Annotated in this window: 9 protein-coding genes; 4 read left to right on the forward strand and 5 right to left on the reverse strand. The window is 64.5% G+C overall.

Annotation, left to right across the window (positions count from 1 at the left end; translation table 11 throughout):
* Positions 1–59 precede the first annotated feature (59 nt).
* The 5 genes from AC0L3P_RS35745 to ugpB all read right to left on the reverse strand — a co-directional run bounded on the left by AC0L3P_RS35745 (position 60) and on the right by ugpB (position 6,758).
* Complete coding sequence (locus tag AC0L3P_RS35745; protein ID WP_247357577.1) at positions 60–959, reverse strand: ABC transporter permease; 900 nt, start codon at positions 957–959, stop codon at positions 60–62.
* Between the two features lie 8 nt (positions 960–967).
* Positions 968–1,981, reverse strand: a complete 1,014-nt coding sequence (locus AC0L3P_RS35750; RefSeq protein WP_018456013.1) for an ABC transporter permease — start codon at positions 1,979–1,981, stop codon at positions 968–970.
* Positions 1,982–2,220: 239 nt separating this feature from the next.
* The gene (locus AC0L3P_RS35755) at positions 2,221–3,843 is read right to left on the reverse strand and encodes an ABC transporter substrate-binding protein (RefSeq protein WP_473308869.1); all 1,623 of its coding nucleotides are present in this window, start codon (positions 3,841–3,843) and stop codon (positions 2,221–2,223) included.
* A gap of 392 nt (positions 3,844–4,235) precedes the next feature.
* Positions 4,236–5,195, reverse strand: a complete 960-nt coding sequence (locus AC0L3P_RS35760; RefSeq protein WP_473308870.1) for an aminoglycoside phosphotransferase family protein — start codon at positions 5,193–5,195, stop codon at positions 4,236–4,238.
* 222 nt (positions 5,196–5,417) lie between these two features.
* A complete protein-coding gene (ugpB, locus tag AC0L3P_RS35765; RefSeq protein WP_275169136.1) occupies positions 5,418–6,758 on the reverse strand; it encodes a sn-glycerol-3-phosphate ABC transporter substrate-binding protein UgpB in 1,341 nt (446 codons plus the stop codon).
* Between the two features lie 185 nt (positions 6,759–6,943).
* Here ugpB and AC0L3P_RS35770 point away from each other — a divergent pair, with 185 nt between their 5' ends.
* The 4 genes from AC0L3P_RS35770 to AC0L3P_RS35785 are packed head-to-tail and all read left to right on the forward strand — an operon-like array spanning position 6,944 to position 12,487.
* Positions 6,944–7,939, forward strand: coding sequence for a TRAP transporter substrate-binding protein (locus tag AC0L3P_RS35770; protein ID WP_473308871.1), 996 nt, complete (start codon positions 6,944–6,946; stop codon positions 7,937–7,939).
* A 54-nt stretch (positions 7,940–7,993) separates the two neighbouring features.
* Positions 7,994–10,024, forward strand: coding sequence for a sensor histidine kinase (locus tag AC0L3P_RS35775; RefSeq protein ID WP_473308889.1), 2,031 nt, complete (start codon positions 7,994–7,996; stop codon positions 10,022–10,024).
* Complete coding sequence (locus AC0L3P_RS35780; protein WP_473308872.1) at positions 9,994–11,739, forward strand: ATP-binding response regulator; 1,746 nt, start codon at positions 9,994–9,996, stop codon at positions 11,737–11,739. Before AC0L3P_RS35775 ends, AC0L3P_RS35780 begins: the two co-directional genes overlap by 31 nt.
* Before the next feature lie 10 nt (positions 11,740–11,749).
* Positions 11,750–12,487: a response regulator gene (locus tag AC0L3P_RS35785; RefSeq protein WP_473308873.1), complete on the forward strand. Its 738-nt coding sequence runs from the start codon at positions 11,750–11,752 to the stop codon at positions 12,485–12,487.
* Positions 12,488–12,853: the final 366 nt, after the last annotated feature.

A 12,853-nucleotide genomic window follows, 5' to 3' on the forward strand; every position in this document is an offset into this window, starting at 1 on the left:
CTCCCTGCCCCTCCCCCACAAGGGGGGAGGGAGCGATACAACGGAATTCGTAATCATCATCACGTCCTCCGCTGCGGGTCGACGATGTCGCGGAGGCCGTCGCCGAGGAGGTTGAAGCAGAACACGGCGATCATCAAAGCGAGGCCGGGGAATAGCGCGATCCACCATTCGCCTGACACCATGAAGCCGGCGCCTTCGGCGACCATGATGCCCCATTCCGCCGTCGGCGGACGGACGCCGAGGCCGATGAAGGAGAGACCGGCGGCATTGAGGATGGCGTAGCCCATGGTCAGCGACATCTGCACGATCATGATCGGCATGATGTTCGGCAGGATATGCACGAGAAGAATGCGGAATTCGCCGTTGCCGGACAGCCGCGCCGCCTGCACGAAGCCGGCGTTGCGGCGAACATTGGCTTCAGCGCGCGCGACGCGGGCATAGAGCGGGAAGTTCACGATGGCGGTGGCCAAGATGATGTTCTGCACGGTGTTGCCGAGGGCTGCGACGATGCCCATCGCCAGCACGAACAGCGGAAACGCCATGATGGTGTCGGCGATGCGGCCGACGATGCGATCGGTCCAGCCGCCGAAATAGCCGGCCGCAATGCCGGCGAGCCCGCCCATCAGGAACACCAGCGCGACGGAGGCGACCGCGATGAACGTATCGAGCCGCGTCGCGACCACGACCCGGCTGAAGATGTCGCGGCCCAACTGGTCGGTGCCGAACCAGTGCGCGGCCGATGGCGGCTTCAGCGACGCCGCGGTGTCGGACGCCAGCGGGTCATACGGCACCACGTAGGGGCCGAAGATCGCGGCTAGAAGGATCACGATCAGCAGCGCGAAGGCAAAGCCGGTGACCTTGTTCTCGCCGAGCACGTAGCGGGTCTGGTCGAGCAACGCGACGAACCCTGACGTCCGCGCGGGACCGACGGGCTCAACAGCAGGTGCAACGGAGCTCATTGTGTCCCCTACCCTTCCAGCCGCACGCGCGGATCGATTACGCCATAGAGAATGTCGATCACGAGATTGAGCAGCACGTACATGACAGCCATGGTCAGCACGAAACCCTGCACCGGCGCGAAGTCCGACGAGATCAGCGCTTCGACCGCATAGGAGCCAATGCCGGGCCAGGCGAACACTTTTTCGACCAGCACGTTGGCGCCGAGCAGGAACGAGAACACCATGCTCAGCGTGGTGATGACCGGGAGCATCGCGTTGCGGAAGGCGTAGGTGACGATGACGGTCGCGGGCGACAGGCCGCTGGCGCGCGCGGTGCGCACGAACTCGGACGACAGCACCGCCAGCATCGAGGCGCGCGTCATGCGCGCGATCGGCGCCAGCGAGAAGATCGCAAGCGTCGTTGCCGGCAGGATGAGCTGGCTGCATGCCGAACGGAACGCCTCGAAGTCGCGCGCGATCAGGGTGTCGATCAGATAGAAGCCCGTGACCGTCGGCGGCGCGCTGTAGAACACATCGAGCCGGCCGAGCGGCGCGGGCGACCAGCCGAGCCGGAAATAGAACACATAGACTAGCACGAGGCCGGTGAAGAACACCGGCAGCGAGACGCCGGCCGTGGTCGTGACGCGACAGAGATGATCGACCCACGATCCCGGCCGCGTCGCCGCCAGCACGCCGAGAGGGATTGCGATGACGACCGAGACGATGAGGCCGAGCAGCGTCAGCTCGGCGGAGGCCGGCAGTCGATTGCGGATCTCGGCCGCAACCGGCTGGCCCGTGGTGAGCGAGTTGCCGAAATCGCCATGGGCGAGATCGTTGGTGTAACGGAAGAACTGCTCGATCAGCGGCTTGTCGAGGCCGAGCTTCTTGCGTATCTGCTCGACGGCTTCCTTCGTCGCGGCAGGGCCGGCGAAGTACGCAGCGGGATCACCCGGCAGCGCGCGCGTGAGCAGGAAGGTGACGATGACGACCCCGATCAGCGAGGGAATTGCGAACATCAGGCGCTTGCCGATCATGGTCAGCATGATGATGTCCTCTCGCACTTCGCTTTGAAATGAGATCGCGCAACGCACGCCGCTGCGTTCCCTCCCCTCTTGTGGGGTCCGAGGCGAGCGAAGCTCGCTCTCGAGGTTAGGGAGGGGGGTGGCTCCGGGAGAGATCGGAGTTCGTGGCTACCCCTCTCCCTGCCCCTCTCCCACAAGGGGAGAGGGAATGAGGGAGGCGTGCTCACCTCACTCTGAAGGGCAGCGCCCGTCATCCCCTCTCACCCCTTCGCCATCGCGCGATAATCCAGGCGGCGGTGGAACCAGTATTGGTAGCCGCTGATGTTCTTCTGCATCGCGACATTGACGAAGGGCTGGTAGAGCGGGATGCGTGGGATGTCGCTGTAGGCGAGATCGACGAAGCCCTTCACATCGGTGTCGTAGGTCGCAGTGTCGCCGGTCGCGGCGGCTGCGCGTGCGCCGTCGATCAGCTTGTCCATCTCCGCCGACTTGTAGCTCATGGTGTTGAAGACGGAATTATTGCCATGATAGCACCAGTAGAAGAAGTATTCGGGGTAATCGAGCCAGCCCGAAAATACGTTGGTGAAGAGCGGCATCTCCTTCTTGTTCAACTCGGTGCGCCAGTTGGCGCCGGGCACCTTGTTGATGGTGGTCTTGATGCCGATCTGGGCCAGGCTCTCCTGCACCAGCACGCAAAGCGGCTCGTTGACGCCGGCGAAATTCAGGTCGAACGAGATCGTGGTCTCGAAGCCGTTGGGATAACCGGCTTCAGCGAGCAGCGCCTTCGCCTTGTCCATGTCGGTGTTGTATTTGTGCGGCTGGGGCCATGCGACTTCGGTCGGCTTGTCCTTCGGCGCGCCGAACATCGGGTTCGCGAGCCCGAACATCACCGCGTCCATGATCTTCTGGTAGGGAATCGCGTAGGCGACCGCCTGACGTACCTTGGGATTGTCGAACGGCGGCTTGGTCACGTTCATGCCGATGTACTGGATACCGTTGGAGAACGGCAGCGACACCACGTTGAGCTTGCCGCTCGCCTTCATCTCCTGGAAATCCTTGAACGGCAGCTCGTAGGAGATGTCGGCGTCGCCGCGCTCCAGCAGCGCGCGGCGATTGCCGGCCTGCGGCACCATGCGCCAGATCACGCGCTTGATCTTCGGCAGAGGACCTCCGACCCAATCGTCGTTGCGCTCCATCACGACTTCAGTGCCGGCGGTCCACTTCGTCACCTTGTAGGCGCCGGAGCCCGCGGTCTGCTGCTTGGTGTACTCAAGACCCCACGGATCTTTTTCGCTGGCATTTTTCTTCACCAGCTCGGAGTTGACGATGCAGGGCACGATCACCGCGAGATCGGGGATCGTCAGCTTGTCCTTCTTCAGGAAGTCGATACGCACCGTGTAGTCGTCGATCACGACGAACTGCTCGGGTTTCGTGAGCGAGCCCGCGCTCATCTGGAAGGTGGGGAAGCCGCCGACGCTGACGGCGCGGTCGAGCGACCACTTCACGTCCTTGGCGGTCACAGGCGCGCCGTCGTGGAATTTGGCATTCTTCTTCAGCTTGAAGGTGACCGACATGTCGTCGATCTTGAAGTCCTCGGCGAGTTCGCCCTTGAACTTGTCGCGGTCGTAATAGGGCACGCCGCCGGGGCCGGTCTTCATCTCGTGGCTGATCAGGCGGTCGTAGCAATTCCAGGACACCTCATAGCCGGGCACATTGGTGCCGACGCCGTGAATGTCGAGATTGTTGGGGCCGCCCTCCGAGACGATCAGCAGCGTCTCCGACCGCGCATCGGCATAGGCCGAAGAGATTACCGACGGCATCGCCGGAAGCGCCGCGCCTGCGGCCAATCCGGAAACGGACTTGAGAAAATCGCGGCGCTTCATGAAATCGCTCCAACACAAAGTTTTCTGGTTGGAACTGGATTCGCAAGGTTCGTGCCAAGGCTTAATGAGAGTTTACCTCTCGGCATAACGTGCTGAAGTTACAAGTAAATTTCCATATGCACGCGACGTGATCATGGCGCAAGGCGCTTGGTATTGCATACAAAGAGACGTATTTGCCTATAAAATGAGCTGTATGGAGCAGCGGCTTACTTGGTGGGCGGTGAGTTCCACTGCCGTCATCCTGGCGCAAGCCAGGACCATTACCCCAGGGCGAACTGCGGCGCGAAGCTGGCAACCACGAGTCTTCGCAAAACCCTCCTTGGGGTAATGGGTCCTGGATCAGCGCTGCGCTTGTCCGGGACGACAGCGTTGATGAGGTCGGCAGCGGTGAATTACTCCGCCCAGATCAGGTCCTGGAGCTCGACGAGATCGTCCGCCTGCTCCTGCCAGCCCTCGATGCAGATGTGGCTGTTGAGGTCGCTGGCGCGATGCAGCAGCATCAGCGCCATCAGGCGGCGCTTGAGCGCGAAGTCGGGCTTGGCGTAGCCAAAGCCTTCGAGCAGGCTGCGCACGCGACCCGGCCGGCCCGCTGCCATGAAGGCGCTGGGGCCGAGCAGATCATAGTCGCGGCATCCCGCCAGCACGTCGCCGAAGTCGAACAGGCCGGCGAGCGACCATTGATCGTCGTGGCAGGTGAGCAGGAAGTTCTCCGGAATGTATTCGCCGATCAGGATCACCGGCGGCGCATCCATCGGAATGAGCGCGGCCGCATCACGCAGGAGGTCGTCGAGGCCGGCGAGAAATTTTGGCGCAAGGCCAAGACGCGTGTGCCGCGCCTTGCAGCCCTGCATCTGGGCTCGCATGAAGTCGTCCCAGCGCGGCTGGATCTGCGCGAGCGGGCCGAGCGGGGCCCGCTGCACGGCGGCGATGGTCTCGCCGACCTGGCGCAGCACGTGCTCCTTCTGCGCCTCCGGCAATTGCCGCCAGACCTCCGAACCGAGCGTGCCGGCAAGGCGCGTGATGATCAGATAAGGCCAGCCGTCGCGCGTCCCTTCCGCGACGATTTCGGGGATCGGCAGATGAAGGCGGCCGGCAAGCTGCGTCAGCGAGCCGCGCTCGGAGACGAACTGCGCACGGAGCAGCGGCGGGAACATTTTCAGGATCAGCTTGTCGCCGAGCCCGACGACGAGATTGGTGCCGGTCGAAAACACGTGCGGGGAGCTGACATCGAGATCGTGGCTGCGGGCGATGTCGATGGCGATCGGCAGCCATCGCGGAGGGTCGGCGCGAAAGGCGCGAAAGGCGTCGGCGTCGGCGAAAGTTGGCAAGATTTGCGATGGAACGCCGGTCATGCGCGCCCGATCAGGCAAGCGGGTTTTGGTTGATTTGATGCGCGCCAAGCAGACGGTGCACCTCTCCCGCTTGCGGGGGAGGTCGGCGCGAAGCGCCGGGTGGGGGTTCTCTCCTCTAGGGGATTGTCCCTTTGCGGAGAGACCCTCGCCCCAACCCTCTCCCGCAAGCGGGAGAGGGAGCGCACTTCCTTCGCGGTTAAAGAGAGGTCCAATCTGAGAACTCTACCGATCCGGGCTGGCGCGCTCGAACTGGCGCAGGATCTTGTTGCCGCGCTCGACCGCGGCATCGAGCGCTGCTTGCGCGCTCTTGCGGCCGGCAAAGGCCTGCTCCAGCTCGTCCTCGATCGCGCCGCGGATCAGTACGAAGGAGCCGAGCCGGATCCCCTTGGAATTCTCCGTCGGCGGATGCAGCGTGATCTCCTCGAACGAGATCGCCGAGCCCGGATTGCGCTCGTAAAAACCCTGCGCGCGCGTCAGCTCGAAGGCAGCGCGGGTAACAGGCAGATAGCCGGTGTTCTGGTGCCAGGCGGCTTGCACGCCGGGCTGGGACAGATAGGCGAAGAATCGCGCCACGCCCTTGTATTCCTCGCGCGGCCGGTCGCGCAGCACCCACAGCGTGGCGCCGCCGATGATCGAGTTCTGCGGCGCGCCCTTCACGTCGGGCCAATACGGCATCATGCCGTACCCGATCTCGAATTTTGAATTCGCCTTGATGTCGGCGCGCGTCGCCGAAGAACCGATGAAGATGCCGCATTCGCCGTTCTGAAAGCGCGGCTCGGCCGACTGGCCGCGGCCGCTATAGTCGAACACCTTCGTCTTCTGCCACTCGCTGAGCTCGGCGACATGACGCACCAGAGACGGATTGTTGATGGTCAGCTCGGCATCAAGCGCGGCGAAGCCGTTGGTCCGCGTCGCCAGCGGCAGGTTGTGGAAGGCTGAGAAATTCTCGACATGGATCCAGGACGGCCAGGAGGTGGTGAAGCCGCACACCGCGCCACGATCGCGCAGGCGCTTTGCAGCGGCACCGAGCTCCGGCCAGGTCCTCGGCGGCGTCTCCGGGTCGAGCCCTGCGTCGCGGAACATGGTCTTGTTGTAATAGAGGATCGGCGTCGACGAATTGAACGGGAAGGACAAGAGATTGCCGGCCGCATCGGTGTAGTAGCCGGAAACCGCGGGAAGGTAGTCATTGAGCGAGAACGGCTCGTTCATGTCCCGCATCAGGCTGAAGACGGGATAGATCGCGCCTTTGGCCGCGGTCATGGTGGCGGTGGCGACCTCGTTGACCTGGACGATCGCGGGCTGGCTGCGCGAGCGAAAGGCGAAGATCGCGGCCGTCACGGTCTCGGTGTAATTGCCCTTGTAGGTCGGCACGACGCGATAGTCCGGCTGCGAGGCGTTGAAGTCGGAGGCGAGCTTCTCGAGCTGGCGGCCGAGCTCGCCGGACATGGCGTGCCACCACGCGATGTCGGTCGCGGCACGCACCGGCGCGGCCAGTGAGAGGGCCGCAACGGCGGCGGCGACCTGCAACAAGCGCAATGCTGAAATCACGATGGCTCTTTCCATGCCGCACGACGAAAGCGGCTGTCCCTGCTTAAGGCGCGGCATTTGCGGTTTCAACCGGGAATGAGCCCCGGCCGCGACGCACAATCACGCAGCAGTGCCGGGCGGGATGGCCTTCCCACGACCATCTGCTAGATTGCATTGAACCTTTTCCTCCCGCCATAGACTCCACCACTGAGGGGTTGAGTGTGCCAGTGTTGAACCGTGCCGAACGCTCGCGGACCGGGGTGGTTTTCGTCGCGCTTCTGATCGCCATCTGCGCGACGGGAGCCGCTGCGCGCGAGTTCCGCGCCGCCGACACCCAGACCGAGGATTATCCGACCGTGCAGGCGCTGCGCTACATGGGCGCCCTGATCGCCGAGCGCAGCGGCGGCCGGCACGAGGTCAAGGTGTTCCACTCCCGCCAGCTCGGCGAGGAGAAGGAGACCATCGAGCAGACCCGGGTCGGCGCGATCGATCTCAACCGGACCAATGTGGCGCTGATCGGCAATTTCGTCCCGGCGATGAACGTGCTGGCGATGCCGTTCCTGTTCCGGTCCATCGAGCACATGCAGAAGGTGCTGGACGGGCCGGTCGGCGGCGAGATTCTCGGCAGCTTCGAGCCCTATGGCTTCGTCGGCCTCGCCTTCTACGATTCCGGCGCGCGGTCGATCTACAACGGCGCCCGGCCCGTGCGGAGTGTCGCGGACCTCAAGGGATTGCGGATTCGGGTGCAGCAATCGGAGTTGATGAGCCAAATGATCCGCTCGCTCGGCGCGGAGCCGGTCGAGATGCCCTATGGGCAGGTGCTTGCCGGGCTTGCCAACCATCTGATCGACGGCGCCGAGAACAACTGGCCATCCTACGTGACGACGGACCATTACAAACATGCCGGCTACCTCGCCCTCACCGAGCACACGATGAGCCCCGAAGTGCTGGTGATCTCGCTGAAGGCCTGGAAAAGCCTGTCGGCCGACGACCAGACCATCTTCCGGGAAGCCGCGCAGCGCTCCAGCCGGTTCATGCGCGAGAAATGGCGCGACCTCGAGGAGCAGTCGCAGCGCAAGGCGGAAGCAGCGGGCGTCACCATCGTCAGGGATATCGACCGCAAGCCGTTCGAGGACGCGATGGTCGCGATCTACGCCAAGGCCGGGCAAGATCCGGCCGCGGCCGCGCTGATCGAACGCATCCGCAAGGTGGAGTGAGGCCACTTGCCCGGGCTTGGACACAGCGAGCATGCAGACAGGTCGCCCGGCCCGATGGGGCGGCTGCGCGCTCGGCTGGTCGGCGTGCTCCGGGCGGTGCCGATCCGCTGGCGCATCCTGTCGATCGCGGCGCTGAACTCCGCCGTGGTCATCGTCCTGGTCGGGCTGATCTGGAACGGGTCGCAGGTGCTCAGCTCGGCCTGGGACGACGTGCGCCAGGTGCGCGAATCCGACCGGATCCTGGCGCTGCTCGAAAGCGAGACCGGGCGCCTGCACAATCTGATCCACCGCTACATCAACCAGCCGAGCCCCGACCTGTTCGCCGAGATCCTGCTGTTGCGCGAGGCGGTGCTGGGGACGCTGACCAACCGCGCGGCCAAGGACCCGATGCTGTCGGGCTCGGTCGAGGAGCTGGAGCGCACCACTGACCGCTTCCTCAACGGCTTCGGCGAGCTGCGTGGCGTGCAGGCCACCATCGCCAGGACCTATGAGGATCAGGTGCAGGGACCGGCCAGGGACATGGCCGGCCTTTACTCCATCATCGAAGGCGCCACCGGCCATCGCGACGCGCTGATCTGGCCTTCGCTGGGCAAGTCGCGCGAGGCCTTCACCGCGATGCTGGTCGCGGCCAATTCCTACTATCTGTCGCTGTCACCGGGTGCGGCCGACGACGCCCGCCGCAACACCGAGACGATCGAGAAGACCATCCCCGTGATGATCGATCTCGCCGACAACGACCTCCAGCGCATGGCGCTGCGACGGCTGGCGGCCCGGACCGCCGCGCTCCGCGAGGGATTTGCGAAGCTCTCCGAGCAGCTCACGAACCGGACCGAGCTGCTGCGCAACACCATCGACGCCAACCAGGCCGAGGCGATCGGCGCCATCGACGACCTCTCCACCAAGATGCGCCAGCGCGAGCAGAAGGCGCAGGAGACGTTCGACCGTACGCTGGCGGACATTTCCCGTCGCGTTCTTTCCATCGCCGTGATCTTCCTCGGCATCATCCTCACCGCCGGCGTGCTGATCGCGCTATCGATCCGGCTGCCGCTGCAGCAGATCATGGCGGCGATGCGCGCGATCACGCTCGGCGACCTCGGCCGCGAAGTACAGGGCACGCGTGCGCGCGACGAAGTCGGCGCCATGGCCCGCGCGGTGGAAGTGTTCCGCGAAAACGCGATTGCGAAGCGTGAGACCGAGGACGAGCTGCGCGCGTCCAAGGAGAAAGCCGAAAGCGCGCTGCTCGAGCTCAACGCTGCGCAGCAGAATCTGATCGATGCCGAGAGGCTCGCCGCCCTCGGCGGCCTCGTCGCCGGCGTTGCGCACGAGGTCAACAATCCGATCGGCATCAGCCTCACCGTTGCGTCGAGTTTTGCCCGGCGCACCGAGATCTTCGAGGCCCAGCTCAAGGGCGACGGCGGCCTGCGCCGCTCGCAGCTGGAGGAATTCGTGCAGTCCTCGCGCGACGCCTCGCAGCAGCTGGTCGCCAATTTGCAGCGCGCCGGCGAGCTGATCCAGTCGTTCAAGCAGGTCGCGGTCGACCGCTCCCATGCCGAACGGCGGCAGTTCTCACTGAGCGAAGCCACCGACCAGATCATCGCAAGCCTGCGCCCGGTGCTGAAGCGCTCGCCGATCACGCTAAATGTCGACATGCCCGAGGGACTGCTGCTCGACGGCTATCCCGGCTCCTATGGCCAGATCCTGACCAATTTGTTCCTCAACGCCGCCAACCACGCCTTTGCCGACGGCCGCGCCGGCACGATCACGATCTCGGCGCGGCCCCGCGGGGCCGACGACGTCGAGATCATCTTCACCGATGACGGGGCCGGCATGACCTCCGACGTGCAGCGCCAGGCCTTTGACCCATTCTTTACCACCAGGCGCAATGAAGGTGGCACGGGACTCGGCCTCCATATCGTCTATAACCTCGTCACCCAGCAGCTCGGCGGTCGCATGATGCTGGAATCCAAGCTGGGACAAGGCACTACATTTCGCATTATCATGCCCCGGGTCGCCAGGGGCGGCGGGCAAAGCACAGAGACTGACGGGACTTCTCAATGGCCGAACAGGACGATGTCCTCCACCTGATCGACGATACCGGTACCGCATCGGAGGATGTTGACGCCCGGAAATGGAAGATCGCCGTCATCGACGACGATCCGGCCGTGCATGACGGCACGCGCTTCGCGCTGTCCGACTACAGCTTGAACGGCCAGGGCCTGGAGATCCTCTCCGCCCACTCCGCGGCCGAAGGTCGCAAGCTGATGGCCGCGCACAACGACATCGCCGCCGTGCTGCTCGACGTCATCATGGAGACTGATGTCGCCGGCCTCGAGCTGGTCGAGTACATCCGCAACGAGCTCAAGAACGAGACCGTGCGCATCATCCTGCGCACCGGACAGCCCGGCCAGGCGCCCGAGCGGCGCGTGATCGTGCAGTACGACATCAACGACTACAAGGCCAAGACCGAGCTCACCGCCGACAAGCTGTTCACCTCGCTGACCGCGGCGCTGCGCTCCTACCAGCAGCTCGAGCGCATGCTGCAGACAAGGCGCGGGCTCGAGATCATCATCGACGCGGCCTCGACGCTGTACGACTTCAAGTCGATGCAGCGGCTGGCCGAGGGCGTGCTGACCCAGCTCGCCTCGCTGCTCAACGTCGATTGCGCCGGCATCCTGGTCTTGCGCGACAATGGCGGCATCGACCCCGAGCTCTCGGTGCTCGCCGGCAGCGGCTGCTACAGCCGCTTCATCGGCACGACCTCGTCGAAGGCGCTCGACCCCGATCTGCGCGCGATGGTGGAAGCCGCTTTCCAGGGCCGCAAGAACGAATTCGCCGACCACCGCAGCGTGATCTATTTGCGCACCGGAAGCGGCCGCGAGGTCGTGGTGCTGCTCCAGGCCGAGCGCGAGCTGTCCGAGACCGACCGCTCGCTGGTCGAGATCTTCTCCAGCCGGCTCTCGATCGCCTTCGACAACGTCATCCTCTACCAGCAGCTGCAGGCCGCCAACACCCAGCTGGAAGACCGCGTCGCCCAGCGCACCCGCGCGCTGATGCAGGCCAACCGCCGGCTCTCGGCGCAATGGCTGCGGCTGCAGCGCGCCAACGGCTTCAAGAACGAGATCCTCGGCACCGTCGCCCACGATCTGAAGAATCCGCTCGGCGTCATCCTCGGCCGCACCGAGATGCTGAAGGAGCTGATCTCGACCGGCGCGTCGTCAAGCGGCGTGGTCGCCCAGGTCGATCACATCCGCGATGCGACCAAGCGCCTGACCACGATGGTCGATCATCTGATCTCGGACGCGATGGCCGATGCCTTCGACATCACCATCCGCCGCGAGCCGGTCGACGTCGCGGCCCTGGTCAAGGAGGTCGCGGAAGCCAACCAGCCGCTCGCCGTCAACAAGCAGCAGGCAATCAGCGTCACCGCGCCCGTCAACATCGTCACCATGTGCGACACCGACCGCATCCGCGAGGCGATCGACAATCTGATCAGCAACGCCATCAAATACTCACCGATCGGCGGCAAGATCGGCGTCATCGTGAACCATGAGGGCGGCGACACCATCGTCCGCGTCAGCGACGAGGGCGCCGGCCTGTCGCCGGAGGATCTCGGCCGCCTGTTCGGCCGGTTCCAGCGGCTGTCGGCAAAACCGACCGCCGGCGAGAGCTCGACCGGCCTTGGGTTGTCCATCGTCAAGCGTATTATCGACATGCACGGCGGCGAGGTGACCGCCGAGAGCGAGGGCCCCGGCAAGGGCTCGACCTTCACCATCACCCTCCCCGCGACCGAAATTCCGTGATCTCAGGACCATGACCCAAAGCCAGCACATCATGATCGTCGACGACGAGGCCCCCGCCCGGGAGATGGTCGGCGATTACCTCAAGATGCACGGCTTCACCGTGACGCTGTGCGACGGCGGCAAGTCGTTGCGCACGGCGATCGACGGCAGCATGCCCGACCTTGTCGTGCTCGACCTCAACATGCCGGAGGAGGACGGGCTCTCGATCATCCGCGACCTCAAGAGCCGCATCAACGTGCCGGTCATCATGCTGACGGCGACCGCGAGCCCGATCGACCGCGTCGTCGGCCTCGAGCTCGGCGCTGACGATTACGTGGCAAAGCCGTGCGAGCTGCGTGAGCTGATGGCGCGCATCCGCTCGGTGCTGCGCCGGAGCGTGCCGGCGAAAGCCGTGGCGACGGAAACGGCGGCTGCGAAATCGGACAAGGAGCAACTGGTACGGTTCGGGACGAAGTGGCTCGATCTCGAAGCGCAGGCCTTGCGCGACGATGAGGGCAACGAGCACCCGCTGACCGCATCCGAGTTCGGGCTCTTGAAGGTGTTCGCGGCCAATCCGAAGCGCGTGCTCTCGCGCGAGCGCCTGCTGGAATTGGCCAACGCGCGCGACGCCGAAGCCTTCGACCGCGCGGTTGATCTGCGCATCATGCGCATCCGCCGCAAGATCGAGCCCGATCCCACAAAACCCGCCGTGATCCGCACCATCCGCGGCGGCGGCTATTTGTTCTCGCCAGCGGGCGAGAAGGCGTAGGGGCCCCATCGTCGTCCTGGCGAAAGCCAGGACCCATTACCCCAGGGAGAAGTTGTGGCGCGAGGCTGGTCCCTCGTGTCTTCGCCTCCGTGGCTATGGGTCCTGGCCTTCGCCAGGACGACAGCTGGGACTGAGGCGACATCGAACGCAAAAGCCCGGAATACGTTCCCGACACCTCAGTCCGCCTCCAATTCCCCAGCCCCGTATTTTCCGTACATTGAAATTCCACGCTTTTTTGCCCCGAATGTTTCGTCGCGGCTAATCCGACGAAACAATTTGATGGCGCACGAAACCATTTTCCCCTTTTCGTGCAGACGTCCCGAAACGTTGGCTCATTAACACTTTGGTCCAAGGAAACGCCGCTCG

It is taken from the genome of Bradyrhizobium sp. WSM4874 (assembly GCF_055811835.1).